Origin of the sequence: Actinomyces sp. oral taxon 175 str. F0384 (assembly GCF_000223355.1) — a bacterium.
In the GTDB taxonomy this organism is placed as follows: Bacteria; Actinomycetota; Actinomycetes; order Actinomycetales; family Actinomycetaceae; genus Actinomyces; species Actinomyces oris.
The window spans coordinates 1,115,293-1,140,322 of the sequence record NZ_AFUR01000001.1 but is presented as its reverse complement, the minus strand read 5'-3'; the positions used below and the strand labels follow the sequence as shown (position 1 = coordinate 1,140,322).

General features: G+C 67.4%; 19 protein-coding genes, 1 tRNA gene and 1 pseudogene. 4 read left to right on the top strand and 17 right to left on the bottom strand.

Annotated elements, in window-relative coordinates; genetic code table 11:
- Positions 1 to 16 precede the first annotated feature (16 nt).
- The 11 genes and pseudogenes from HMPREF9058_RS04775 to HMPREF9058_RS04730 form a co-directional block, all read right to left on the bottom strand.
- Positions 17 to 775 (bottom strand): ABC transporter ATP-binding protein, encoded by a 759-nt coding sequence (locus HMPREF9058_RS04775; RefSeq protein ID WP_009747514.1) that lies wholly within the window; start codon positions 773 to 775, stop codon positions 17 to 19.
- On the bottom strand, positions 772 to 1,755 hold the full coding sequence (locus tag HMPREF9058_RS04770; protein WP_009747278.1) for an iron chelate uptake ABC transporter family permease subunit: 984 nt from the start codon (positions 1,753 to 1,755) through the stop codon (positions 772 to 774). Before HMPREF9058_RS04770 ends, HMPREF9058_RS04775 begins: the two co-directional genes overlap by 4 nt.
- Complete coding sequence (locus HMPREF9058_RS04765) at positions 1,748 to 2,770, bottom strand: ABC transporter permease (protein ID WP_009405916.1); 1,023 nt, start codon at positions 2,768 to 2,770, stop codon at positions 1,748 to 1,750. The genes HMPREF9058_RS04770 and HMPREF9058_RS04765 overlap by 8 nt, the downstream gene beginning before the upstream one ends.
- Positions 2,767 to 3,189, bottom strand: a pseudogene (locus HMPREF9058_RS13770) (ABC transporter substrate-binding protein); the annotation flags it as partial. The gene HMPREF9058_RS04765 and the pseudogene HMPREF9058_RS13770, both read right to left, overlap by 4 nt.
- A gap of 21 nt (positions 3,190 to 3,210) precedes the next feature.
- Positions 3,211 to 3,858 (bottom strand): ABC transporter substrate-binding protein, encoded by a 648-nt coding sequence (locus HMPREF9058_RS13765; RefSeq protein ID WP_009405648.1) that lies wholly within the window; start codon positions 3,856 to 3,858, stop codon positions 3,211 to 3,213.
- 188 nt (positions 3,859 to 4,046) lie between these two features.
- Positions 4,047 to 4,373, bottom strand: a complete 327-nt coding sequence (locus HMPREF9058_RS04755; protein ID WP_043537641.1) for a hypothetical protein — start codon at positions 4,371 to 4,373, stop codon at positions 4,047 to 4,049.
- 71 nt (positions 4,374 to 4,444) lie between these two features.
- A complete protein-coding gene (locus tag HMPREF9058_RS04750) occupies positions 4,445 to 5,545 on the bottom strand; it encodes an NAD(P)/FAD-dependent oxidoreductase (RefSeq protein WP_009406172.1) in 1,101 nt (366 codons plus the stop codon).
- Between the two features lie 48 nt (positions 5,546 to 5,593).
- Positions 5,594 to 7,645 (bottom strand): M3 family metallopeptidase, encoded by a 2,052-nt coding sequence (locus HMPREF9058_RS04745; protein ID WP_009406294.1) that lies wholly within the window; start codon positions 7,643 to 7,645, stop codon positions 5,594 to 5,596.
- A 58-nt stretch (positions 7,646 to 7,703) separates the two neighbouring features.
- Positions 7,704 to 8,273 carry a TetR/AcrR family transcriptional regulator gene (locus HMPREF9058_RS04740; protein WP_009405629.1) on the bottom strand — a complete coding sequence of 190 codons (570 nt, stop codon included), beginning with the start codon at positions 8,271 to 8,273 and terminating at the stop codon, positions 7,704 to 7,706.
- The gene (locus HMPREF9058_RS04735; protein ID WP_009406498.1) at positions 8,270 to 9,784 is read right to left on the bottom strand and encodes an MFS transporter; all 1,515 of its coding nucleotides are present in this window, start codon (positions 9,782 to 9,784) and stop codon (positions 8,270 to 8,272) included. The genes HMPREF9058_RS04740 and HMPREF9058_RS04735 overlap by 4 nt, the downstream gene beginning before the upstream one ends.
- Before the next feature lie 55 nt (positions 9,785 to 9,839).
- Entirely contained in the window at positions 9,840 to 10,979 is a 1,140-nt protein-coding gene (locus HMPREF9058_RS04730; protein WP_043537639.1) for a bifunctional GNAT family N-acetyltransferase/nucleoside triphosphate pyrophosphohydrolase family protein, read from the bottom strand.
- Between the two features lie 119 nt (positions 10,980 to 11,098).
- Here HMPREF9058_RS04730 and HMPREF9058_RS04725 point away from each other — a divergent pair, with 119 nt between their 5' ends.
- A complete protein-coding gene (locus HMPREF9058_RS04725; protein WP_009406399.1) occupies positions 11,099 to 12,451 on the top strand; it encodes a hypothetical protein in 1,353 nt (450 codons plus the stop codon).
- 9 nt (positions 12,452 to 12,460) lie between these two features.
- Here HMPREF9058_RS04725 and HMPREF9058_RS04720 read toward each other — a convergent pair whose 3' ends face one another.
- Positions 12,461 to 13,666: an MFS transporter gene (locus HMPREF9058_RS04720; RefSeq protein WP_254654059.1), complete on the bottom strand. Its 1,206-nt coding sequence runs from the start codon at positions 13,664 to 13,666 to the stop codon at positions 12,461 to 12,463.
- 266 nt (positions 13,667 to 13,932) lie between these two features.
- On the opposite strand from HMPREF9058_RS04720, the gene HMPREF9058_RS04715 reads away from it, so the two are divergent.
- Together HMPREF9058_RS04715 and HMPREF9058_RS04710 are read left to right on the top strand one after the other, a co-directional pair.
- On the top strand, positions 13,933 to 14,496 hold the full coding sequence (locus tag HMPREF9058_RS04715) for a DUF805 domain-containing protein (protein ID WP_009747557.1): 564 nt from the start codon (positions 13,933 to 13,935) through the stop codon (positions 14,494 to 14,496).
- A gap of 339 nt (positions 14,497 to 14,835) precedes the next feature.
- Positions 14,836 to 15,333: a DUF805 domain-containing protein gene (locus HMPREF9058_RS04710; protein ID WP_009406123.1), complete on the top strand. Its 498-nt coding sequence runs from the start codon at positions 14,836 to 14,838 to the stop codon at positions 15,331 to 15,333.
- 66 nt (positions 15,334 to 15,399) lie between these two features.
- On the opposite strand, the gene HMPREF9058_RS04705 is transcribed toward HMPREF9058_RS04710, so the two are convergent.
- A tRNA-Leu gene (locus tag HMPREF9058_RS04705) sits at positions 15,400 to 15,490 on the bottom strand.
- A 113-nt stretch (positions 15,491 to 15,603) separates the two neighbouring features.
- Positions 15,604 to 16,515, bottom strand: a complete 912-nt coding sequence (locus tag HMPREF9058_RS04700) for a D-hexose-6-phosphate mutarotase (RefSeq protein ID WP_050797992.1) — start codon at positions 16,513 to 16,515, stop codon at positions 15,604 to 15,606.
- Positions 16,516 to 16,584: 69 nt separating this feature from the next.
- Here HMPREF9058_RS04700 and HMPREF9058_RS04695 point away from each other — a divergent pair, with 69 nt between their 5' ends.
- Complete coding sequence (locus HMPREF9058_RS04695) at positions 16,585 to 18,042, top strand: AI-2E family transporter (RefSeq protein ID WP_009406196.1); 1,458 nt, start codon at positions 16,585 to 16,587, stop codon at positions 18,040 to 18,042.
- Between the two features lie 12 nt (positions 18,043 to 18,054).
- On the opposite strand, the gene HMPREF9058_RS04690 is transcribed toward HMPREF9058_RS04695, so the two are convergent.
- The 3 genes from HMPREF9058_RS04690 to HMPREF9058_RS13995 all read right to left on the bottom strand — a co-directional run bounded on the left by HMPREF9058_RS04690 (position 18,055) and on the right by HMPREF9058_RS13995 (position 24,658).
- Positions 18,055 to 21,465, bottom strand: coding sequence for an error-prone DNA polymerase (locus HMPREF9058_RS04690; RefSeq protein WP_050797991.1), 3,411 nt, complete (start codon positions 21,463 to 21,465; stop codon positions 18,055 to 18,057).
- 23 nt (positions 21,466 to 21,488) lie between these two features.
- Positions 21,489 to 23,816 carry an HNH endonuclease signature motif containing protein gene (locus HMPREF9058_RS04685; protein ID WP_050797990.1) on the bottom strand — a complete coding sequence of 776 codons (2,328 nt, stop codon included), beginning with the start codon at positions 23,814 to 23,816 and terminating at the stop codon, positions 21,489 to 21,491.
- A 446-nt stretch (positions 23,817 to 24,262) separates the two neighbouring features.
- Positions 24,263 to 24,658 (bottom strand): hypothetical protein, encoded by a 396-nt coding sequence (locus HMPREF9058_RS13995; protein WP_341463219.1) that lies wholly within the window; start codon positions 24,656 to 24,658, stop codon positions 24,263 to 24,265.
- Positions 24,659 to 25,030 lie beyond the last annotated feature (372 nt).

Below are 25,030 nucleotides of genomic sequence, written 5' to 3'. Positions count from 1 at the left end.
GGCCCCCTGGCGAGTATCAGCCCCAGACGAGGGCGACGGGCCTGCCATCGATCTCATGGACCGGTACATTCATGCCGAAGACCTCGCTCAGGCACTCTCGGGTCATCGTCTCCTCGGGGGTTCCTTGAAGGACGACCCGGCCCTCACGCATGGCGACGATCCGGTCCGACCATGCGGCGGCCATATTGATGTCATGCATGACAACCACGACCGTGCGCTCGAGCTCGTGGGCGGCAGCGCGTAGACGACGCATCATGGCCACCGAGTGGACCATGTCCAGGTTGTTGAGGGGCTCGTCCAGGAGCATATAGGGAGTCTCCTGGGCCAGCACCATGGCGACGAAGGCCCGCTGGCGCTGCCCACCGGACATCTCATCGAGGTAGCGGTCGGCCAACTCTGTCAGGTCCATCCACTCCAGGGCCTGGTCGACGATCGTCTCATCGTGCTCGGTGGGACGTCCCCGGTTGTGCGGATAGCGGCCGAATCCCACGAGGTCACGCACAGTCAGTCGCACGGCGAGATGGTTGTCCTGCTTGAGGACGGACAGAACGGTGGCGAGCTGGCGTCCCGGGGCCGTGGCGACGTTCAGACCACCGACTTCCACCGTGCCGGCGTCGGCTCCCAGGAGTCTGGCGATCACGGACAACAGCGTGGACTTACCGGCCCCGTTGGCACCAACCAGTCCGATGACTCCGCCGGCCGGCAGGTCGAGGTCGACGTCGGAGAGCACCTGACGCTCACCGTAGGACTTGGCAAGGCTACGAACTGTGATCACGAACGTCTCCTGGAGCTGATGATGAGGGCGATGAGGGTGAGCCCGCCGAGGAACTCGATGATGACGGACAGGACGTTGTCGGCGTCCAGGACATGAGCCAGCACCGTCTGTCCGGTCACCAGGACGAGCATGGCGACAAGTGCCGCCATGGGCACGGTGACCACATGGCGGTTGGTACCGGCGGCCCAGTAGGCCAGGTGGGCAACGAGGAGCCCCAGGAACATGATCGGCCCGACCAGGGCCGTGGACACGGATACCAGCACGGCCACCATGACCATCACGCGCCGGCTGATACGACGGTGATCGACTCCGAGTGCGGTGGCGATATCGGGCCCGAGAGCCACGACATCGAGCGCCCGCAGCTCCCGGATCGCCAGAATCGACACCGCGACGGTCAGGACCAGCGAGAGCACCAGCAGATCGGGGTTGATCGAGCCGAAGGAGGCGAAGAGCCGGTCCTGAAGGATGAGGAAGTCATTGGGATCCAGGAGCCGCTGGATGAAGGTGGTCCCAGAGCGCAGGAAGGTTCCCAGCACGATGCCCAGCAGCACCAAAGTGGTCACCGAACGCCTGGCACCGAGCACGGCCCCCATGAGCGCCGCGGACACACCGATCATCACCAGAAGTGTCAGGACGAAAGCCCCCAGGTCCGGCAGCGAGGAGAGTCCCGCCGCCCCCAGCACGAGAAGAAGAACCACCTGCAGCAGGGCGTAGAGCGCATCCAGACCGAGAACGGAGGGCGTGAGGATCCGGTTGCCGGTGACCGTCTGGAACATGACGGTGGACACGCCGCTGGCCCATCCCACGCACAGCATCGCCCCGAGGGAGGGCAGCCGGTAGGGCAGGACCAGGAGCGGGTCGAAGGCGTTGATGACCAGGAAGACGCCGCTGGCCACCAGCACCAGGAGCAGGACGACCACCAGGCGGAGGACGGAACGCCGGTTCTCCCGGCGACGACGTCTGGACAGCACGTCAGCCACGTTCCACTCCTCGCAGGATGAGCACGGTGAAGACGCCGGCGCCGACGACCCCCATGATGACGGACAGCGGAACCTCGTAGGGGTAGCGGACCACGCGTCCGACGACGTCGCACCCCAGCGTGAGCACGGCACCACCGACGGCAATGACTGGAAGACTCCGGCGCAGATTGTCCCCCATGAGCCGGGAGACGATGTTGGGTACTACGAGCCCGAGGAAGGGCAGGCTCCCGACCACGACGACGCTGACCGCCGTCATGACGGCCGCAGCCATGATCGTCAGGTTGATGGTGCGGTGATAGCTCAGCCCGAGCCCGGTGGCCGTCTCCGCCCCAAGACTGGCCACCGTAAGGCGGTCAGCGGCGAGATAGAGCAGCAGGACGATGAGCGCCACCAGCCAGAGCAGCTCGTAGCGGCCGGCCAGCACCCTGGAGAGGTCGCCGGCCGTCCAGGCCCCCAGTGACTGCAGCAGGTCGTAGCGCCAGGCCACGAAGGTGGTACCCGCTCCGACCACGCCACCGAGCATGAGGCCGATCAGGGGGACTGTGACGTCATCGGACGTGCGCCGGTGGGGCAGCAGTCGCAGGAGCCACAGGAAGACGGCCGAGCCCGCTACCGCGCATGCCGAGGCCACCACCATCTTCACCACAACACTGGTGCCCGGTGCGAAGAGAGCCACAAGCAGCAGCCCGACGACGGCGAACTGAGTCGTGCCTGCCGTGGTCGGGGACACGAAACGGTTGCGCACGCTCATCTGCATGACGGCGCCCGCCACGGCGATGCCCGAACCGGCGAGGACGGCTGCCAGGGTGCGCGGCACTCGCGAGACCATGAAGAGGCGCATGGAGCGGCCCTGCGATCCGGCGCGAACCAGATCCACCGGATCGAAGTCCGCCACTCCGATACACACCGACACCAGTCCCAGGACGAGCAGAAGCAGAAGGCCACCGACCAGGAGCGACAGGCCCGACCGTTGTGGCCTGTGTCCCCAGGCCGCAGCGGGGTTCCTGGGGCTCATGCGGACAAATCGCCCTTGATCTCCTTGGCCATGCGCAGACTGACTCCGAAACCGGCGCCCAGGAGGTACCAGTCGGGACCGTCAAGGTAGTAGACCTTGTTGTTCTTCCAGGCATTGGTGGCGGTGACCAGCTCATTGTCGAGAATCTCCTTGGCCGAGGAGCCCTCCTGCCCGATAGTGGCGTCGCGGTCCAGGACGAAGAGGACGTCAGGGTTGGCCTGCCCGATGAACTCGAAGGAGACGGCCTCGCCGTGAGTAGCCGCCTCGATGTTCTCCACAGCGGGGGTGACACCGAACTCGTCAAAGATGACGTCAAAACGGGAGCCCTTGCCGAAGGCACTCACCTTGCCGCCGGTGGTGAGAAGACACAGGCCCTTGCCGGCGTTCTTGGCCACCGTGGCCACCTGAGCGGCAGCATCGGTGAACTCCTTGACCTTGGCCTACGCCGCGCTCTTCTTTCCGAAGATCGAGCCGAGAATCGTGGAGTGGCTGGTGAGGATCTCCGTCATCGAAGCGGAGAGCTCGTTCTTCTTGCCCTTGTCCCCATTACCGCCCTGGCCACCCTGATCGGGGCTCGCGGCCGCCGTCGCACTCGCACCCTGCGGCTTGACAGTCATGTCGATGGTGGTGAACTTGCTTGAGAAGTCCTCATAGGACTTGGCGGTCCGGTTCGCCACGATCACCAGGTCCGGCCCGACCTCGGCGATGGCCTCCTGCTTGGGCTCCTTGAGGCCGCCCATATCCTTGTACTTCTCGTCCTGGAACTGGGACAGGGACTTGGGCAGGTTGCCACCGGTCTTGGGGATGCCGACGACGAGGTCGACCAGGCCCAGTGCGGCCATGGAGTCCAGGACACCGTAGTCGAGAACGACGACGCGCTGGGGCGCCGCCTTGATCGTGGTCTCCCCTTGGGCATGCTTCACGGTGACCGGGTACGTCACCGCCTCTGCGCTCGATCCGGCAGAGGCGGCGCCGGCCCCGGTGCCTGACGAGCTCGACGACTTCGAACCACAGGCGGACAGAGCCAGCAGACCGGCTGTGGCCGCGGTCGTGGAGAGCAGCTGACGGCGGGACGGAGACATGGGCATCAGGATTCCTATCTTCGTGGGCGACAACCGAGTACGGGTCACAGGCACACAATTACTGAGGGAAGGCTTACCTACAGTATTTAACCGTATCATATCTAAGACAAAGCGGTGGGGCCCACGCAGTTCGCGTGGGCCCCACCGCCGAGAGATGGGCTGAGGAACGTCGTCCGTCCAGTCAGGGACCTCAGTCAGTCCTCGTCGTCGTAGTCCTCATCATCCTCATCATCGCTGTCGTCGTAGTCGTCGTCGTCATCCTCGTCGTACTCGCCGTCGTCATAGTCCTCATCATCGTCATCGTCGTCCTCATCGTCACCATCGGAGTCGAAGGCCTCGAAGGGGAGCTCGATACCGTATGCGGTGAACAGCGAGTCGTCGTAGGTGAAGAAGGCGTCCTGGAGGGCGTTCTCGGCCGCGACCACGGCCGGGGAGAGCTCGTCACCGGTCGCGGCAGCATCCAGGTGCGCCTCGAAGGCGGCAATGAGTCGGTTGAGCGCGGACCGCGGATCGTTCGTCATGTGGGACACACTACCGGCTATCCCCCGCGCAGCGCACAGGCGAACGGCGTTGCCCGGCCACGTCGACCCGATCAGGCCTCCGACTCGACTCCCAGCTCCTGACGGATGAAGCCCAGGAAGAGGTCCTCTCCCTTGATCCTACTGGTCTCCTCGGGGCCGACGACCACGCGCACACCGTCGCGCAGGATCTGGGAGGCACCGCCATCGGGCCCCAGGGGCAGGATGATCCGCTCGGTTCCGGGCGTGTAGGTCGCGGAGGGCTCGCGGCCCGCGATCATGTCGGCGATGTTGCTGGCGACCACTCGGGCATGGGCGCGGGCGGCGTCGGCGCGCTTGGACTCGCGCACGTCGGTGATGTCTCCGATGGCCCAGACACCGGGGTGGTCCACCACGCGCAGGTACTCGTCGACGCGGATCGTGCCGTCGTAATGGCGCACCTCGTCATAGTCCTCGCTGAGGAATCCGGTGGCGGCCGCCGAGCCGTAGGCGCGGAACCACATGTCGGCCTCGAGCTGGCGTCCGCCCTGGGTGGTGACCCGGAAGGGAGAGAGCACGCCGACGTCGACCGGGGGCAGGAAGCTGAGGGAGTCACCGGTGAGGATCTCCACCCCGCGCTGGGCGAGCTGGTCGGCGATGGCCTCACGAATCTCCGGCTTGTAGTCACCGGCGGGCAGGATCCTGTCGGCAGCCTCCAGCATGGTCACCTTGACCTGCGGGAAGGCCGAGGTGATCTCACCGGCCAGCTCGATGCCGACGGCGCCGGCGCCCACGATGAGCACTCGCGAGGAGTGCTCAAGGTTGGAGTGGACGCGCTCGATACGGGCCTTGGCGATGACGGAGGAGGACTCCATGTGCTTGGCGGGGAAGGGGTAGGCGGTGCCGGTGGCCAGCACCAGGTAGTCGGCCTCGATCTGCCCGTGTCCGGAGACCTCGACGGTGGTGCCTCGCACGGCCAGCGCCGTTCCGTGGACGACCCGTCCGTTGGTGAGGAGCTTGTCGTAGGGCAGGAAGATCTTCTCCGCCCAGTCACGGTCGACCGCAGCGCGCAGCGCCGCGGCGTGGCTGACGAAGGTGTCCTTCTGCTCCACGAGGGTGACCTCGGCGACGTCGTCGAGGGCCTTGGCGGCGGTGATGCCACCGTATCCACCGCCGACGATGGTGACGCGAGCCATATTGTGTTCCTTCCGGTGATGAGAGGGTGAAGAAGCGAACTGCGCCCGTCAGGCAAGTCCGCGACGTTGAAGAAGAGGCAGGATGCCGGGTTCACGCCCGGTGAAGGCCCGATAGGAGACCAGGGGGTCTCGACAGTCGCCGCGGGAGAGGAACTCGCGACGGAAGATCTCTCCGGCCCGACGATTCAGGCCGAGGTCGCCGTCGATCGCGCCGTCAGTGGTGAACCACTCGATGGCATCAGCGTCCATGACCTCGCTCCAGATGTAGGCGTAGTAGGCGGCGCTGTAGCCCCCCGCGAAGACGTGGGAGAAGTAGGTGGAGCGGTAGCGGGGAGGCACGAGCGCGTCATCGACTCCGGCCAGGGCAAGGGCCCGGTGCTCGAAGTCCTCCACCTCGGCAACGTCTCCGGGGACCTCGTCGGGGGCCAGGGTGTGCCAGGCCTGGTCGAGCAGAGCCGCCCCCAGATACTCGGTGGTGGCGTAGCCCTGGCCGAAGGTGCCCTGGCCGCGCAGCTGCTCGGCGAGGTCGGGGGGCATGGGCTCGCCGGTGTCCACGTGGCGCGCGTAGGAGGACAGCACCTCGGGGTGAAGCGCCCACTTCTCGTTGAGCTGGCTGGGGAACTCGACGACGTCGCGGGGCACGGCCGTTCCGGAGGCCGAGGGGTAGCGGGCCTGGGAGAACAAGGCGTGCAGGGCGTGCCCGAACTCGTGGAAGCACGTGATGACCTCGTCCCACGTCAGCAGGACCGGGCCGGAGGTGGGCTGCTCGATGTTGCAGCAGTTGATGACGACCGGCTTGCGGCCGGTGAGCGTTGAACCGGTGACGAGGCTATCCATCCAGGCGCCGCCGGACTTGCCCGCCCGGGCGTAGTAGTCGCCGACGAACAGGCCCAGGACCGGCGCCTGGGAGTCCTCGCCGTCGCGCACCTCCCAGACCTTCACGCCCGGGGCGTACATGTGCTCGGCCAAGTCCTCGCGCTCGTGGAAGGTGATGCCGTAGAGACGATTGGCGGCGTAGAAGACGCCTTTGGTGACCACGCTCCACAGCTCCAGGTAGGGGGCCAGGACCTCGTCGTCGACGCCGAAGCGCTCCTTGCGCTCAGCGGCCTCGTAGAGAGGCCAGTCGGCGGGCCCGAAGGTCTCACCGGCCTGGGTCTGCGGGTCCAGGTCCATGCGGGCGGCGTAGACCTGAGCGTCTGCGCGGGCGTTATCCATGGCCGGCGCAGTGAGCCGGGTGAGCAGCTCTGAGACCGCCTCGGTGGTGCGGGCGGCCGACTCCGCGGCCACGAGGGCGGCGTGGTGCGGGAAGCCCAGGAGGACGGCCCGTTCGGCGCGCAGCCGGGCGAGTTCCAGAACGATGCCGCGGGTGTCGCCGAAGGCGCCCTGCTCCCCCAGCCCTCGACTCATGGACGTCTTCAGCAGGGCGAGCCTGGCGCCGTGGGGCCGGGTGGTGGCCAGGACCGGCGGCACCGTGACATTCGTGACCCCGGCGGCATGCATGGCCTCGGTGACCAGGACGGAGAAACGCATCTTGAGCGCGTTGACGCGGGCGTTGATCTCCTTGAGCGCCTGCGTATCCGCTTCGTCCAGGCCGACGCCGTTACGTTCGAACTCCTCGACGGTCAGGCGGATGAGGCGGGCGGCCTCGGCGTCGATGACGGCACCGTCGGCGTCGCGCGCAGCCTGCCCCTCAGGGGCTTGGGACACGAGCTCGTCGAGGACCTTGAAGCGTCGGTAGAGACGGGAGTCGAGGTGATAGGCATCGGAGTGGGCCGCCAGCTCGGGGGCCAGGGCCTCCTCGAGCTCGTCGAGGTCCGGGCAGTCGGTGGCGGAGGTCAGGGCGTCCAGCACCGTCAGCGCCCGCTCCAGCAGCTCACCGGATCGCTCCAACGCGTCGACGGTGTTGGCGATCGTGGGTGCGTCCTCGTTGGTGGCGATCGCCTCCCACTCCTGGCGCTCGGCAGCCATCCCGGCGCGGATGGCCGGTTCGATGTCGGCGTGGTCCACGGCTGTGAAGCCGGGCAGGCCGAGATCGAGCGGCCATGGCTTGGCGAAGACGTTCGACTCCGGGAGGTCGGTGCCGTCGGTGGTCTCGCTCATGGGCCCATCGTGCCATGAGCCCAGGGCATCTCAAGCACAACCTGCAGACATTCGTGGGTCATTGGTCCTTATTGGAGGGCTTGCAGAGCCTCTCGTCGGGCGGGTTTCCCGCCACCAGGGACACGATGAGGTCAGCGATGGCAGGCTCATCGGGATTGCGGCTACGGCTGTCGACAGCGCGGTTCGCCCACCATCCGTCCACGGCCAGCAGCGCCACGCGCTGCATCGCGCTGAGCTCGTCCACCTCGCCGATCCACTCGTCACGCAGCATGTCCCAGGCGTTCTTGATCGTCTCGGCCTGCGGCGTGGACGAGAGTATGAAGCTGACCTCTCCGGGGAGGATCTCGCCATCGAGGACGGAGCGCACCAGGGCCTCGATCCGCTCGGTGCGGTTCGCCTCCTCCAGGGGCTTGCCCAGTGCTTCCAGCGCCTCGGCCCGCCACCGTTCCTGGAAGGCCACAGCGATCCCCTCCAAGAGCTCGGTCTTGGTGCGGAAGTGGTAGATGACACCGCCTCGAGTCAGTCCGACGTGCTCGGCCAGGGCGTCGAAGGTGAGGGCATCAAAGCCGTCTCGGTGGGCGAGCTCGAGCGCCCCGGTGATGATGCGGTCCCGTTTCGAGGTTCTCATGCGGACTCCTCACTCGTCTCGCTCGTGGCCGGAACATGGCGGGCGGCCATGACGCCCGCACCCAGGAGGATGACGGCGGCGATAACGGCCGTGGCCTGCATGGCGCGGGTGAATGCCTCCCGGGCCTGGACCATCAGCTCGGCCTGCCCGGGGTCGCTCGGGTCGATGGCGCCCGCCAGGGTGGCCAGGGACTGATCGGCGGCCTCGGCCACCCGCTGCGGAAGACCGGAGGGGGCGGGTCCGAGCAGCAGCCGGTAGCCGACGTCCTGAATCGTGCCGAGCACCGCGATCCCCAGGGCGACGCCCAGCTCGAGACCGGTCTCGGAGATGGCCGAGGCCGCTCCTGCCCGGTCCGCCGGCACCGCCCCCAGGACCGCGCCGGTGGAGACTGTGAAGGCCAGGCCGATACCTGCGCCGATGACGAGCAGGCCGACGCCGATGACCACGATCCCGCCGTAGGACTCCCCCAGCGCGACCACGACCAGCCCCACCGCGGCCACCAGCAGGCCGCTTCCGAGCGCCCGACCGTTGCCGAGCCGGCGCACCACCGCGGCGACGACCGCGACCACAACGATGGAGGCCAACGATGCGGGCAGCTCAGTCAAGCCGGCTCGGAGTGTGGAGTAGCCCCGGACGAGCTGGAGGTACTGGGAGAAGAAGTACAGCAGGCCGGCCAACGCGAAGATCGCCAGGACGGTGGCCGCGATGGCCCAGGTGAATGCGGGGCGCCGGAAGAGCTCGACGTCGATCAGCGGCGTGGCCAGCGTGCGCTGACGCCTGATGAACAGCCAGCCGGCAGCCAAACCGCCCACCAGTGCCGCGATCGCAACGACGGTGAGGCCGTCGTGCGCGAAGGACTTGACGGCGTAGGTGATCGGCACGATGGCCAGGACCGACAGGACCGCGGAGGCCAGGTCCACCGGGGCTCCCTGAGCGTTCTTGGACTCCGGCAGGAGCCACAGGCCCGTGACGATGACGGCCGCCATGACCGGGACATTGATGAGGAAGACGCTGCCCCACCAGAAGCGCTCGAGCAGGACTCCGCCCACCAGGGGCCCCAGGGCGGTGCCACCCGAGCTGCCGGCGGACCAGATCGCAATGGCGGTGGTGCGGTGGCGGGCGTCGGGGAAGATGTTGCGGATGAGGGAGAGGGTGGAGGGCATGATCGTGGCACCGCCGACGCCCAACAGGGCTCGGGCGGCGATAAGGGCTCCCGCGCTGGGAGCGAAGGCCGCCATGATGCTGGCCGTTCCGAAGCCGAAAGTCCCGATGAGCAGGAGGCGTCGCCGACCGATGCGGTCGGCGACATTGCCCATGGTCACCAGCAGACCCGCCAGGGTGAAGGAGTAGATGTCACCGATCCACAGCAGCTGGCTGGCCGTTGGACTCAGGTCCGCACTCAGCGAGGGGATGGCCAGAGCCAGCACCGTGGAGTCGATGGCCAGCAGGGTCACGGCCAGGGTCAGGACGGCCAGGGCCGCCCAGGCACGAAGTCCAGGAGTACGAGTCACGGCCAGAACTGTACTACACGCACAGTATAGTTATGGCCGCGTCGCAGGGCTCCTCTCAGCGCAGGCGGCGACGGCGCAGCACAGCCTCCACATTCGGAGGGAAGTAGTCCGGCCCCTTGAGGACCTTGCCGTCCTCGCGGTAGACCGGCTTACCGTCGGCACCCAGCTTGGACATGTTGGAACGCTGCACCTCGGCGAGCACGGATGCCAGGTCGATCCCGGTCTCCAGGGCCATGCCGTAGATGACGTAGATGAGGTCCGCCAGGGCGTCGGCGGTCTCGACGGTGTCGCGAGTACCGTCGTCGGCGGCCACGGCGCGACGGTAGCTCGACTCGATCTCGGCGCGTGCGGCCTGCCCGTAGACGGCGCCGACGAGCTCGGAGAACTCCTCGGCGATGAGACTCATGCGCATGTCGAGGCTCTCGCGCTCGAGGCTGGCCCCGTCGGTCTGGACGGGAAGTCCGTAGACGTGGTGGAAGCGGCGCACCAGAGCCTCGGGGTCGTCACCCTCCCTCTCTCCGACGCCGTCGTGAGCCACGAGGGGAAGCACGCCGTCTGCCTCAACGGGGCCGTCCCAGGGAGCTCGCGGCTCGCGCGGGTCGTCGGGCAGCAGGGTGGCGATCCAGCCATCATGGAGCCGACCATCGTTGGGCAGGAAGCGGCGCACTTGCCCTTCCCGTTGGAAGCCGAGGGACCAAGCCACCTTCCAGGAGGCCCAGTTGGGCACGGGGCCGTGGCTCGTCTCATGGATGTCGCAGCGCCACCGCAGAGCGGACAGACCCAGGGGGCCCTTCGGGTCGAAGGCCATATCGATAAGGGCCGCGACGGCGCGAGTCATGGTTCCGCGCCCACGCGCCGCAGCAGCGAGCCAGTAGCCGACCTCGCCGGTCCGAGCACCCTCGGGGCCGCTCAGGGTGATGCCGAGCATGCCCACCAGGTGCGGACAGGCACCGGCGCCTGCTTCGCGAACCGCCCAGGTGAGCTCGCGCCCCTCACTCCAGCCCTTGGCCACGACCTGCTCGACGAAGAACTCGGCGTCGCTGCGCTGGTAGTTGCGGGGGACGAAGGTCCACTCCTGGATGTCCGCGTCCTGACAGATGTCGGTGATGCGGTCGAGGTCGTCTCCGGTGGGGACCGACAGGACCAGTGCGGGCAGGTCGCCGTCAGCAGCAACGGTCATCTCAAAGGAGTCCATGGAGGCCGATGCTAACGCCTCTACCTCGCCCCACTCGTGATGATCCGCTCGAATTCCTCGCCGGGGTCATTTCATGGGCCTATGCTCGAGGGTGATGTCCCCTAACGAGAAGAGCCTGAGTGACTACCGCCCCCACGCCTGAGAGCCGACGCCACGGTCCCGCCATCCCCCGCTGGATGCTGCCCTCGGTGCGAGTACGCAGACGCGGCGATGTCATCACGGTCGAGCAGCGGGTCCCCGCCCGTGTGGAGAGTATTCAGACACGCAGCAGTTACGACTCACCTCGTCGCGGCTACGTGGAGCACCATGACATTCCGAGCTTCGAGTCCGGCCTGGGATCCCCGACATCAGCGCCACTCGTCAAGGAACGGCTCACTGTTCCTGCAAGCGCTGTGAGCGAGCAGCAGGTTCGTCAAGCCGTCGACCACGCCATCGCCGCCTACAACCCGGGCACGGCGGCGCTGACCGTTCAGCTCAGCCGAGATGCGCTGCTGCGACTGCTGCAGACTGTCTTCTTACTGGGAATAGCGGGATTCGGTCTGTACTTTATCGTCATCCCCTCCTTTCAAAGTACCTCAAGCGCGCCTCCAGGAGGTCCTTTCGCCGGTTTGCAGAAGCTCTTGACAGTCTTCCCCGGTTTCTTCATTCTCGTAGCGATCATCCTCGCAGTTGTCTGCGCTCGTACCGCATGGGCCCTGCGCACTCCGAGGTTCGTGGCCGAGGAGCAGTGGGGGCTGTTGCGTCAGACCCTGACCCAGCTGGCAGGACAGGAGCCCGGCTCGTCGCGCCCCCTGGACATTGAGGCGGGTCTGCGCCGTGATCTCATCACTCACCCGAACGGAGAGTCCCTCGCGCGTGGCGTCACTCGTGACGGGCGCATGGGTCCCCCGTGGCCGGATGCCTACGACATCGCCAAGCGCGTCAGACAGGGCCGGCGCGCCCTGGTCGGCATGACCATCTTCGCCTCAGTCTTCCTGACCGTGGGGGTTCTGATCTTCCTGCTGTTCATCGCCGCCGGGCAGCTTACGCTCATTCCCTTGCTCTTCGGCGTCAGCATTTTCGGCGCGCTCCTCTCCCACACCTCCAAGCAGTGCGACCGGCTCCTCGTCTCGTATCCCCGCATGATGCCCGGAGGAGAAGAGCCCCAGGAGCTCAGCTGGGCGGATATCGACACCGCCTCCTTGCCCGCGTGGTGCGATGCGCGCCGGCGCGAGCGCTACTGGAACCTTGCTGCGATCGTGTTCCTGGTTGAGCTCGTTGTGGCTGTTCTCTCCATCTTCGCCTCCGTGATGCTGAATCAGACTGCGTTCTCGGCCGGCTCCTCCTCGCAGGATGCTCACACTCACGCACTGATATGGAACTCGGTCCTTGCACTCGTCGCTATCGCTGCGGCACTCGCCACCGTCGCGATCGGCAGACTCTGGACTCGGAAGAAGGACAGCGAGCTGCGCCATCAGGCAGGACTGGTCTGAGCCCTCGCGTCAGCCCGGCCGCTGAGTCTGCGCAGGCCTGCGGCGCAGGACCGGCCAGCAGGAGACCATGATGAGGCCACCCAGTAGGCCATAGGCCAGAGCCACCCACAGTCCGTGAACGTCAGCGAGCCGGCCGACAACCGGCGGCGCCAGGAGACCCGCCAGACGGGCCAGCCAGGACACGATGGTCAGTCCCAGCCCAGGAGGAAGCCCTTCAACGTCGTCGGCGGCGGAGTAGGTCACGGGGACGGCGACGGCGCACCCAGCCCCGGAGATCGCCATCCCCAGCAGTGTCCCGGGTACGGAGGAGGCCAGGAGGGCGATACTCATTCCGAGGGTGACCAGTGCTCCGCCCCAGGCGATCACGGCCCGCTGACCGACAGCGTCGATGATGCGGTCGCCCACCAGGCGCCCCACGATCATCGTTCCTTGAAGGGCCACCAGCCCCAGCCCGACGTGACCGGCACCGGCGCCCTGTTCGGACAGGAGCAGGGAGGACCAGTTCATGGCCACGTCTTCGGGGAACATCGAGGCCGCGCATAGTAGCCCGACGACGAGAAGCACGAGGATCGTGACCGGTCGGACTCGCCAAGGCGATGTCGCCGGCCTCATCTCGGGGGCGTCGTCGAGCTCCTTGTTCTGATCGGGGGTGCGATGATCACGATCATGGCCGGGGAGGAACCAGCCTGCGAGCAGAGGGCCTACCGAGAGGACGAGCAACACCACCGCCGTCAGCACCATGTGGGTTCCCAGCCCCACTCCGGCTCCGGCCATGGCCTGACCCATGGCTGCCCCCAGGACAGCCCCCAGCGACCACGAGGCGTGGAAGCTCGTCACGATTGAGGCGCCCCAACGGCGCTGGACCCGTAGCCCGTGAGCGTTCTGCGCGACATCGACAATGGAGTCCGTCCCGCCCACAACCAGCAGGCAGACCGCCAGGACGAGCCACGAACGGGCCAGCCCCGCTCCGAGGAGCGCCAGGGCCACCACGAGCATGCCCAGGCTGGCGACCTTGGCCGAGGTCAGGCGGGAAATGAGCCATGACGCGGCCAACCCCGCCACCAGAGCACCGACGCTGGCTGCTGCCACAGCCTGCCCGAAGTCGCTCTTGCTCAGCCCCAGCCCCGCCACGATCTCTGGGAAACGCGGAACCAGGTTGGCGAATCCCAGGCCATTGGCCAGGAACACCAGACAGACCCCGGCGCGTGCACGCATGAGCACGGGACTGCACCGTGTCCCTGGAGGGGTGCTCAGTGAAGTGGCGGAGTGCATGAGGGCTCACTCTACCGACATGGGTGTTCCGTGGCCCGGTATAGGGAGTACTCCCCACCGCAGCGGGAGGGAATCGAGGTGACGAGCCCTCCCCTCTGCCCTTAGGCTGTGACTCGTACGCCGATCTGACACCAGAAAGCGCATCAGTCCGGGTGCTCTCAACCATGACGGCACCCGTTACTCTCTGCCCCGTCTTACATGGAGGATTCATGTCCTACGGAACCGGCCCCGCACCCTATGGCGACCAGGCGCCATACGGCGGTCCCGCACCCTATCCCGGCAGCCCCACTCCCTACGGCGCCCCCAGCCAGTTCGGACAGTTCGGCCCGCCGCCTCTGACACCCGACATCGCCCCGCTGCCTGGAGCAAGCTTCGGTGAGGCCGTCAAGCGCTTCTTCCAGCGCTACGCCCAGTTCCGAGGCTATGCGTCCCGCTCCGAGTTCTGGTGGGTTGCGCTCTTCAACGGTCTCGTCGGACTTGGCCTCTACTTCCTGTTGTTCATGGTCGTTGGTCTTGGCGCGGCGACGGATGGCTCTTCAGACGATGTCGGGACCGGTACCGGCATTGGGATGATCGTCGTCATGCTTCTCTACTTCGCCTATGCGATAGCCATATTCATCCCGGGCCTGGCCATCGCGGTACGGCGCCTGCACGACACTGGAAAGTCGGGGCTCTGGTTGCTCATCGCTTTCATTCCCGGCGCCTCAATAGTGCTCCTGGTCTTCTACTGCTTGGAGTCCCGCCCCGATCTCTACCGTCCCGAGTGGAGCTGAACGAATCTCCCTGAGGGACGACGCATGGTCCCCGGAACCTTCTGGTTCCGGGGATCATCGCATTGGTGACGCCCGAGGGGGACATGAACCCCACCCGGCTTATGACAGTTTGGTCGGCTGGGGTTTTGGGACTGGCATTTCGCTGGTATTCCGCGGCCCTGTGACACGGTATAGGGCGTGCTCCCCACCGCAGTGGGAAGGAACCGAGGTGACGAGCCCTCCCCTCTGCCCTTAGGCTGTCGCTCGCGCGCCGACCTGGCACCAGAAAGCACATCAACCCGGGTATTCTCAGCCATGACGGTACCCACCGCTCCTCTCCCCGCCTTACATGGAGGATTCATGTCCTACGGAACCGGTCCCGCACCCGACGGCGGCCAGGCACCATATGGTGACCCCAACCAGTTCGGCCCCATGTCATTAGCTCCCGACGTCGCCCCCCTTCCTCGCGTGCGCTTGGGAGAGGCCGTCAAGCGCTTCTTCCAGCGCTACGCCCAGTTCCGCGGATACGCCTCCCAGTCGGAGTTCTGGTGGCCATTTCTACTGTTTCAGATAGTTATCCCCTCTGCCTTCTATGCGATAATAGTTATCATCATGATTCCGGAATCATTCGTGCACTCCGGTAAAACACCTCCGGCGTTGATAATCACCTGTGGCGCATTCTTGCTCTACATTCTCGCGATGATTATTCCGGCACTCGCAGTGACGGCCCGCCGTCTCCATGACACCGGAAAGTCAGAGCTGTTCCTGCTTTTCTACTTCATTGGGCTGGGGATCGTTCCGCTCATCATGTGCTGCATGCGTTCCCGACCTGACCTCTACCGTCCCGAGTGGGGATGAGCGAAACCTCCCGAGGGACAAGACAATGATCCCCGGAACCTTCCGGTCCCGGGGATCATCTGTTGGTGGTGTCCGAGGGGGGACTTGAACCCCCACGCCCGTTTAATAAGGCACTAGCACCTCAAGCTAGCGCGTCTACCTATTCCGCCACTCGGACTTGTGTTGTCTCCTCCGCCTTTCAGCGGTCTGGCCAGGCCCTCGTCCTGGCGACGCAGAGAAACTTAGCATGGCGGCCACCGAGGCCACCAAGCCACGTTCAAGTGCTTCCCATCACACTGCGGTGCTCTCGACACTCACGGTCACCTGCATGGACCAGCTTGCCCCGGGGGCGATGGTGGGCGCGTGCTCTCGTACCGCCCCGCTTTCAACGCACACCATCGCAGGGAACTCGTCATCGGCCATGTCCGGTAGTGGCGCGCTGTACGTGGACCAGGGGTTCCACACGATCGTCGAGGGCGCGTTGCGCTTGTCGATGCCGATGGTGCGCTGATGCCCGGGATCAGTGACGGTAATCGGCTCGGCGGAGTCATAGATGCGGTCCACGGGGCCATGGATCGTCACATCGCCCTCCTGGACGTGGTGGGCCTCCTGCGGGCTGCGAGCCAGGTTGTCGTTGTAAGGGGCGCCTGCGAGCCCGCTGATGCGGCTGGCGGTGACGTCGTGGACTGAGAGATAGGTGTGCGCGGCCGCCTCCACCGTGCGGGGCTCACTGCCCTCGTTGCGCAGGCTGAGTCCCAGGCGCAGCGTCTGACCGACCTCGACCTCGTAGAGCGCTGTCAGGCGGTCGCGACTGACGCTGAGAAGAGCGCGGACACCGCCGCCGTCGGTGCTGGTGACTGTCAGCAGCCGCCAGGGGGCGATACGGGCCCACCCGTGCTTCGGTACGGCGTCACCGTTGATGCCGACCCCGAACTCCGGCAGGCACAGGGGGATTCCTCCACGGATGGCGGTAGCGCCGTCGAAGACCGCCTGCCGGGAGGTGAAGATGACCTCTGAGCCGCCACGCGGCACCCAGGAGGTCACAGTGGCGCCGTGGAGGTAGATCTCCGCAGCTCCGGCCGGGGCGTCGATGAGGAGCCTCTGCTGTCCTCCCCGTCCTGGCCCTAGCGCGGCGGTGCGGGGCAGACGCAGCTGGTTCGTCACGGCGGGGCGCGTCGGATTGCGGACATTCGGGGCGGTCATGAGGCCACGCTAGTAGGCTGGGCGTGTTTCGTCAGCCCGTTATCCAGCGAAGGACTGATCGTTCACCCCATGGCAACCAACAGCTCTCCGTCACAGGAGCCGACACAGGACGCGCCGCCCGAGGTTCCCGAGTCCTCCCAGACCTCCGACTCCCACCAGACGGTTCAGGGACCCGGCTCGGGGAAGAAGTCCGCCCGAGAGACCCTCAGCAGCAGTGGCTTGCTGAGCCGGCTCAAGAGCGCCCGTACGGCGCTGGACCGGGGGATCGACTGGGCGGAGAGGCGCAGGCAGGCGGACCGCGACTACCAGCTGCACTGGGAGTCGGCCCCGGAGGAGGCGGAGAGCAGACCGGCCGCTCCCCCGGTGTCCACCACTCATGTGCGTGTGGCTCCCTCGGTCTCCTTCCCCGAGACGGTCACGACCCGTTCCTCGGTCATGGACTCCCTGCCCGCCTGGCTGGTGCGGGGTGGCATGGGGGCCTGGCTGGGACTGGGCATCATCATTGTCATCGGCCTGATCTTCTACGCCACCTCTCAGGTGATCCCGGTCTTCATCGGCCTGTTCATGGCATTGGTGTTCACCTCGATCCTCCAGCCGATGGTCAACCTCTTCGCCAAGATCATGCCCCGCTACCCGGCAACCTTCCTGGCACTGCTCACCACCATCGGTGCGATCGCCGGACTGGTCACGTACGTGGTCACCTCGGTCACCAGCCAGTGGAGCTCCCTGGCGTCCCAGTTCGGCGATGGCCTCAACACCATCATGGACTTCCTGGAGAATGGGCCGCTGCACCTGACGCAGCAGCAGATCTATCACCAGCTCCAGCTCTGGCTGCGCCAGGGGCAGCACTATCTGCAGTCCAATGCCCCGTCCCTGGCCTCGGAGCTGCTGTCCAACGCCAGTGCGGTCGTTGATGTGCTCACGGTCCTGGCCCTGGCACTGTTCGTCACGATCTTCTTCCTGGCCTCCGGGGGCAGGATGTGGCGCTGGTTCCTCAACGAGCTGCCTGCCACGATGCGGGAGTCGACCCACCGGGCTGCGGGCGCCGGCTGGTACACCTTCGCCGGGTACGCCCGCGGCACTGTGCTGGTGGCGCTCACCGACGCCATCATGGCCGGGATCTTCCTCCAGCTGGTGGGGATCCCGTTGGCAGCACCCCTGGCGGTGCTCGTGTTCATTGGCGCCTTCATCCCGATCATCGGCGCACCTCTGGCGATGCTCGTGGCCATGGTGGTGGCCCTGGCCTCCGGCGGCTTCGTCACCATGATCGTTGTCGGCGTGGGAGTGGCCGGGATCGGCCAGATCGAGGGGCACATCCTCCAGCCCCTCATCATGGGTCGCCAGGTCTCTCTGCACCCTGTGGTGGTCATCATCGGTGTCGCCTTGGGGACCTACGCCGCCGGCCTGCTCGGCGCGATCGTCGCGGTCCCGCTCATCAGCGTGCTCTGGTCCGTCTACTCCGAGCTGCACACCAAGGACGCCCCGGTCACTGGCGAGCTGCCCGCCTACTCCTCCCGCAAGGAGTGAGGGGCGCCGCTGTCAGCACCAGTCCCGGCTGCCGGTGCCCGGGACACCGGGAAGGACCTGGAGACGATCGGCCATGAGCGCGACGACTCCGTCGCCCTTCTCCACGGTGCCGCGCACGATGAGAGCGACGGCGCGTCTGCCGATGCTCCGGTAGCGGCGCCACATACCGGCTCGGCAGGCGACGTTGAGCAGACCGGTCTCATCCTCCAGGTTGAGGAAGATCATGCCGGAAGCAGTGTGGGGGCGCTGCCGGTGGGTGACGACGCCGGCGACGCGCACCCGGCTCCCATGCTCCTGATCTGCCAGGTCGGCTGCGCTGAGCACGCCGTCGGCGGTCAGTGAGGGGCGCAGCAGCCTCAGGGGCGAGCCCTGCGTGGACACTCCGGTCAGGCTCAGGTCGGCGGCCTGGCGCTCGCGGTCGGTCATGGTCGGCAAGGTTGGGGCCTGGGAGCCGACGGCGGTTCCCGGAAGCGTGGGCTGGCACCACACTTCCGGCCCCTGCTGGCGGGAGGCGCCACGACGTCGGCCGTGCTCATCGGAGAGGACTCCGGCAGCCCACAGGGCCTGACGGCGCTCCACGCCTAGACTGTCCAGGGCTCCTGAGACGGCCAGTGACTCAAGGCGGGAGCGGCTCAGACTCACGCGTCGTGCAAGATCGGCCAGGTCCCGGTAGGGGCCGTGAGCACAGCGCTCGGTGACGATGGCCTGCGCGGCCCGCTCCCCCAGCCCCTTGATCGGGGCCAGGCCCAGGCGCACTGCGAGATCATCGTGGATGTCCAGGGAGGACGGGGCAGCGGGATGGGGCCTCAGCGGCTCCCACTGGTCTGATGGGCCGGCGTCCTGGTGGTCCTCCCGCTGCTCGACGGTGGCCTGCGCCAGTGAGCGGTTGACGTCCGCGGGCAGGACGCGCACACCGTGGCGGCGAGCGTCAGCGACCAGTGACTGCGGGGACCAGAAGCCCATGGGCTGGGCTGCCAGGACCCCGGCGTAGAAGTCCTCGGGCTTGCGCGCCTTGAGCCAGGCTGAGGCGTAGACCAGGTAGGCGAAGGAGAAGGCGTGGGACTCGGGGAAACCGAACTCGGCGAACGACCTCAGCTTGCTGTAGATCGTCTCCGCTGTGGGCGCGTCAATACCCCGGGACCTCATTCCGGCTATGAGCTTGTCACGGAGGGCGTCCATGCGCTCGATGGATCGTTTGGCTCCCATGGCCTGACGCAGGCTGTCGGCCTCGGCGGGGCTGAAGCCTGCGGCGTCGACGGCGATCTGCATGAGCTGCTCCTGGAAGAGCGGCACTCCCAGGGTCTTGGTCAGGGCGGGTTTGAGGGAGTCGTGCAGGTAGGTGACCTCCTCGCGCCCCAGCCTGCGGCGGATGTAGGGGTTGACGGCGTCGCCCTGGATGGGGCCGGGGCGGATGAGGGCGACCTCGACGACGATGTCGTAAAACTCCTGAGGCCGGAGTCGGGGCAGGGTGGCCATCTGGGCACGCGACTCGACCTGGAAGACTCCGACCGTGTCCGCGGCCGTGAGCAGTCGGTAGACGGCCGGGTCCTCTTCGGGCAGGGTGTGCAGTCCCCAGGGACGGCCGGTCTGGGCGCTGCGCAGTTCTCCTTCCGTCACGACGTCGGGAACGGCCTGGCCGCGCTCGGCCAGAGTGGTGAAGGCCAGGCGCAGGGCGGTGAGCGCTCCCAGGCCTAGAAGGTCGAACTTGACCAGGCCGGCCTCGGCGCAGTCGTCCTTGTCCCATTGGAGGACCGAGCGGTTGTCCATAGCGGCCCAGCGCACCGGGCAGACCTCAGTGACGGGGCGGCCGCACAGGACCATGCCTCCGGGGTGGACCCCCAGGTGGCGGGGCAGTCTCAGCAGCTTCTCCGCGATGTCGAGGACCGGCTCGGGGACCTCGTCGTTCTGCCCGGTCAGTCCTCCGGGGCGCACTGAGGTCCACCGCTCCATCTGCTTGGCCCAGGCGTCCTGCACTCCGGCGGGGTGGCCGAGGGCTCGGGCGGCGTCACGGACTGCGGATCGGGGGCGGTAGGAGATGACGTTGGCGACCTGGGCGGCACGTTCTCTGCCGTAGCGGGAGTAGACGTGTTGGATGACCTCCTCGCGGCGGCAGGCCTCGATGTCGAGGTCGATGTCCGGGTAGCCGGCTCGCCCCGGGGACAGGAAGCGCTCGAAGAGCATCTGGTGCCTGACGGCGTCGACGGCTGTGATGCCCAGGGCGTAGCAGACTGCGGAGTTGGCCGCCGACCCTCTCCCCTGGCACAGGATTCCCGACTGCGCGCAGAACTCGACGATGGCGTGCACGATGAGGAAGTAGCCGGGGAATCCCAGGGACTCGATGACCTCGAGCTCGTGGTTGAGCACCTCCCAGGCTCGGGGGTGCTCCTGCGGGGTGCCGTAGCGGCGGGTAGCGCCTTGGCGGGTGAGCTCACGCAACCAGCTGGCAGGTGTGTGGCCCTCCGGGACATCGGCGTTGGGGAGGTCGGGGGCGATGAGGGACAGGTCGAAGGCGAGGTCTGCGGCGAGCTCAGCGGCCAGGTCGACGGCGTCGGTGCGGCGTCGGTGGAGCAGCGCCATGTCCTGGGCTCCTCGAAGCCAGCGGCCGATGGCAGGCAGGTGACCGCGGGCGCCCTCCAGGTCGGTAACCAGGCGGGTGGAGGTGAGCACGTCGGCGAGGCGGGCGTCGGCCGGGCGGGCGCAGCGCACTGCACCGGTGGCCACGAGGGGCAGTCGGTGGGCGTGGGCCAGCCGGGTCAGGGCGTCGGTGAGGGCGGCGTCAGTGGGACCTCCGTCCAGGGTGAGCTCAACGGCCAGGCCGATTGCGGCATCTCCTTCAACCTGCCGGTGAGCGGCGGTCGTGGGGCCGGCACCGGAGGGACGGCCTCGGTCAGGCGCGGCGAAGAGCTCGGTCAGGTGTCCCAGGCAGGTGTCTGCCGCCTTCAGGTCCCAGGTGTCGGGGCGACGTGGATCCCCCAGGGCCCGACGCAGGGGGCCGTTGGCGGTACCGGTGAGGACGAGGCAGGTCCCCACCGCTGCCTCGGTCTGGCCGGTGGGGTCGGAGCGGAGAGCCGAGGCGAGTGTAGGCAGGTCGTGGGCCGGTTCTTGACGGTGCCCTGCGTCCAGGTTGTGCCGGGAGATGGCGGACACCAGGCGGCGGTAGCCGGTGGGGTTGCGAGCCAGGACGGGCAGGTGGGAGCCGTCGGCCAGGGTGAGCTCGGTGCCGTGAATGGTGGGTAGGCCGTGGGCGCGGCCTGCTTGGGCGTGCTTGACGATGCCGGGCACGCCGTCGTGATCGGTCAGGGCGAGGGCCTCCAGACCGAGCTCGACGGCGGCCGAGGCCAGGTCGTCGGGCTCGTTGGCCCCGTCGAGGAAGGAGTAGGCGGAGTGGGCGTGGAGCTCGGCATAGCGGTGTCGACTGGTCATGTCTTTCTGTGGCACCTGATGGTTCAGAAGGGTGGGGCCTCGTCGATGAGGGGTGCGAGTCCGAGGGTGTGGGTGGCTTTGGGGTAGGGGACGGGTTCGTAGGCTCCGGCTTTCTGGCCGGGTTGGGGGCCGCGGGTCTCGAGGCAGGCACTGCCGCTGCGGCTGGTGTTGGTGGTGGTGCCGGGACCGGTGTGGTTATCGAGTGCTCTGTCAAGGGCCTGGTTGAGGCGGTTGATGATCTCGGGGCTGATCTGCTGGCTCAGGTCGGCTGGGACGACGGCGCCGGGGACGTAGCGCTGACGTGGCCCGACCCGCTTGGGCAGGCGGGTGATGGTGCCGTCTGGGTGGCGCTGGTAGACGGTCTTGTCGGGGGTGTGCCAGGACAGGGTCCCGCTGGTGTTGTTTCGGGTGAGTGCCCATCCGGGGGTGTGCTTGAGGCGGTGGTGGGCCTCGCACAGGGTGGTGAGGTTGTCCAGGCTGGTGGTCCCGCCCTGGCTCCAGGCGGTGAGGTGGTCGATGTCGCACCGTTCGGCGGGGGTCTGGCAGGTGGGGAAGACGCAGGCCCGGTCGCGGGCGCGTACCAGGTCGGCCAGACCGGCCGGGGGACGGTAGCGGGTGCGGTCCACGTCCACGACGGTGCCGCCCACGGGGTCGGTGATCAGGCGCCTCCAGGTCCCGCCTGCGGCCAGGGCCCAGGCAGTCAGGGCCGGCACCGCCGCGCTGCGCGCCCCGATGCGCACCTCAGCGACCCCGGCTACGGCGGGCAGACTCCTCCTGCTGGAACTGGGCAGACTCCACCCACCAGTGGCGGGCAGACCTCTTCTGCTGTTCAGGGACGCTGCATCGTTGCAGGCCTCGGATGTGATGGTGGCGATCTGACCTGGAGGGGCTCCGCTGGACTTCAGGTTGCGGGGCTCCTTGAAGCACTCGCCGCCCTCGGGGTCACCGCTGCCGGTGGGGCCGTCGTCGGGTGGAGCCAGACCAACCAGGCTGTTCAGAGGGACGGTGACCCGGACATCGACATGGACGTTCTTGGGGAGGGGGAGGTGGCCGGTGCCTGAGGGAGTCCACCACGGGCTGGCGGACCCCACCAGGGAGCTCAAGGCCCCCAGGAGCCCTTCCAGGGGCACCCCGTCAGGCAGCAACCGTGCCGGGACAGCCGCCCCGGAACCATTAACCTCCCCCTGGGCCTGGCCACCATGCTCGGCTTCCTTCGGGGAAGGCTGGGCGAAGGCGGTCTGTTGGCTGGTGCGTAGTGTGGACAGGGTCATCGCGCCCAGCGCGTCGGCCCGCAGCTGGGCCGGGGTGCGCTGCTCACCGCAGGCCCGCGCGCTGGCGGCGATCGCGTTCAGGGTCGCGTCCAGCAGCAGCGCGTCCATGGTCGGCAGCAGCAGGCGGACCTGGGACATGCCTTCACCGGCGGGCCGGGGGCGCGACACGCACCGACGCTCCTGGTTGACCCGGACGCGCTCGGCATGCCCGGTGGGGTCTGTCTCCATCAGGGCCCGCTCAATGTCGCGTCCCACCTGGGACACGCTGCGCCTGGGCGCCTGAGGCAGCACCCGCTCCTGAACCGCCAGCGCCACCGGAGTCGGCACATCTCCCAGGCGGCGAGTCACCAGCGACGCCTTGGCTGCATCCAGCACCCCGCACCGCTCCATGGCCTCAGTGGGACCGAAACCCATGTTCATCAGGGCGCTGCCGTGATCGATGATCTGGCCGGCCCGGCTCCGCGAGACGCCCAGGCGGGCTGAGAGCAGGCAGGTGGCGTTGAACCTGCGCTCCCCGTAACCCACCACCTCCGAGACCTGACCGTCCGGCCCCCACTGGCCGGGATGGGTCGACAGCTCACCACAAGCGGTCAGGCACGCCGCCGCCAGAGCCTCACCCCAGGTGGCCCAGGCCGCCAGACGGTGGCAGGCCACCGCCAGCTCCCCCAGACCCCGTGCCCCCAGGCCAAGCAGCCCAGTAGCACCGACCTCCTCCACGGACACGACCCTGTGTCCCTCAACGGCAGCCACCAACGCCGCGTCAGCATCCAACTCACCAGCGAACAAGCCCTCACCATCAGCACTGCCGGCGCTCTCAGCATCAGAGCCCTCACCACCGCTGCCGCTGTCGCCATCGCCGTCGCTGTCGTCGTTGTTGTGGTTCTGGGCGGACACCAGCAGTCGGGCCAGCAGCCCCTCCACCACACCGGCCAGCGCTCCGCCCGCGGTCAAGGATCCCAGCAGCCCCGCCACGTCCTCAGCGCAGGACACAGCCTCCGACGCCACGTCTCCGACGGGCGCGCCCAGCGCCCCGGCCGCACCGCCGGCCGGGACACGAGGAAGCACACTACCTTCGAACATATGTACAGTATAGCCTGATTCTCCACCACCCGCACGCTGAAGCAGCCACCCAGAATCACCGGCACAGCAACGAAAACCCAGGACGCCGACCTGCCTGGCCGAGGGTTCGCGAAGACGGGACAGTCCTCGCAGTCAGGACTCACACCCACACCCCAAACCAGCCCACCCGAACCGGCCAACCGGTTTGGGTAAGCCGGTCCGGGAACTCCGGTCCGGGCGGCCTAGTTCACGGACACAGGTTCGGGAGGGCTGGGTGCGGGGATATGGGGTCGGGAGAGCTGGTTCGAGTGAGCAGGTGCGGGCGGACCAGTTCAGGGATGCGGGTTCGAGGCGCTCGGCTCGGGCGATCCGGTTTAGGGTGCTCGGTCCGAGCGAGCCGGCTCAGGCCGACCCGACCCCATCTACCCGAACCCGCTCACCCAACCCCACCCCCTCCCCGACGTGACTCAGGCGAGGTGAATGACGACGACGCCCAGGACCGCCAGGATCCAGGAGGCGAAGGAGCCGATGAGGAACTCCTCAGCCTTCTGCCCCGCTTTGTCCTGACTGATCTCAGGAAATCGGATCACACCCTTGGCGGCAACAATCGCGGCAATAGCAGCGGGCGCCTCAACGGAGGCGAGCAGGAGAATAAGGATTCGCTCAAGCGGACCGATCCAGCGACCACCGCGCATCGAGCTCCCCGGCTCATCCTGCCCCCCACTCTCCAGCGAAGGCCGGCGAGCAGCAGCAACCACCTCCCCACTCCCCTGTGAGGACTGGCGCGCAACAGCGAGAATGTCGGCGACGACTCGATTGGCGGGAACAGTCAGGAGGACAACGACTCCGACGACGGCGCTCATCTTGGCAGCCCGAGACCCAAGCGGCTGCGACGCGACGACGCAGAGCGCCACAGCGAGGAGCAACAGACTCGCGCAGGCAAGGCGAATGAGCGGTTCCAGCCGATCCGTACCGTTCTCGGAGGCACCCCGCCCCGCCTGCTCCCGCTGACGGACCCTCAATGACTTCTCCCACCAGGCCCGTGAGACCATGCCGCAGCACATCCATGCAGTAGCGACCAGGATGCTGACGACGACGCCTCCTGCCCCCAGATGAAGAACGGGCCACCCGACCAGGACGCCAAGAGCAACGACTGCAGACACTCCCACCAGAAGTCTCACCCTGGCGGACCTCCGAGACAATCCCTCACTCACCCGGCCGGAGCCACCAACCAC

Coding starts and splice junctions, on each gene's coding strand:
- HMPREF9058_RS04765 (WP_009405916.1), bottom strand. CDS start 2,770: ATGAGCCCCAGGAACCCCGCTGCGGCCTGGGGACACAGGCCACAACGG.
- HMPREF9058_RS13765 (WP_009405648.1), bottom strand. CDS start 3,858: ATGCCCATGTCTCCGTCCCGCCGTCAGCTGCTCTCCACGACCGCGGCC.
- HMPREF9058_RS04755 (WP_043537641.1), bottom strand. CDS start 4,373: ATGACGAACGATCCGCGGTCCGCGCTCAACCGACTCATTGCCGCCTTC.
- HMPREF9058_RS04750 (WP_009406172.1), bottom strand. CDS start 5,545: ATGGCTCGCGTCACCATCGTCGGCGGTGGATACGGTGGCATCACCGCC.
- HMPREF9058_RS04745 (WP_009406294.1), bottom strand. CDS start 7,645: ATGAGCGAGACCACCGACGGCACCGACCTCCCGGAGTCGAACGTCTTC.
- HMPREF9058_RS04740 (WP_009405629.1), bottom strand. CDS start 8,273: ATGAGAACCTCGAAACGGGACCGCATCATCACCGGGGCGCTCGAGCTC.
- HMPREF9058_RS04730 (WP_043537639.1), bottom strand. CDS start 10,979: ATGGACTCCTTTGAGATGACCGTTGCTGCTGACGGCGACCTGCCCGCA.
- HMPREF9058_RS04720 (WP_254654059.1), bottom strand. CDS start 13,666: ATGCGTGCACGCGCCGGGGTCTGTCTGGTGTTCCTGGCCAATGGCCTG.
- HMPREF9058_RS04715 (WP_009747557.1), top strand. CDS start 13,933: ATGTCCTACGGAACCGGCCCCGCACCCTATGGCGACCAGGCGCCATAC.
- HMPREF9058_RS04710 (WP_009406123.1), top strand. CDS start 14,836: ATGTCCTACGGAACCGGTCCCGCACCCGACGGCGGCCAGGCACCATAT.
- HMPREF9058_RS04700 (WP_050797992.1), bottom strand. CDS start 16,515: ATGACCGCCCCGAATGTCCGCAATCCGACGCGCCCCGCCGTGACGAAC.
- HMPREF9058_RS04695 (WP_009406196.1), top strand. CDS start 16,585: ATGGCAACCAACAGCTCTCCGTCACAGGAGCCGACACAGGACGCGCCG.
- HMPREF9058_RS04690 (WP_050797991.1), bottom strand. CDS start 21,465: ATGACCAGTCGACACCGCTATGCCGAGCTCCACGCCCACTCCGCCTAC.
- HMPREF9058_RS04685 (WP_050797990.1), bottom strand. CDS start 23,816: ATGTTCGAAGGTAGTGTGCTTCCTCGTGTCCCGGCCGGCGGTGCGGCC.
- HMPREF9058_RS13995 (WP_341463219.1), bottom strand. CDS start 24,658: ATGAGCGCCGTCGTCGGAGTCGTTGTCCTCCTGACTGTTCCCGCCAAT.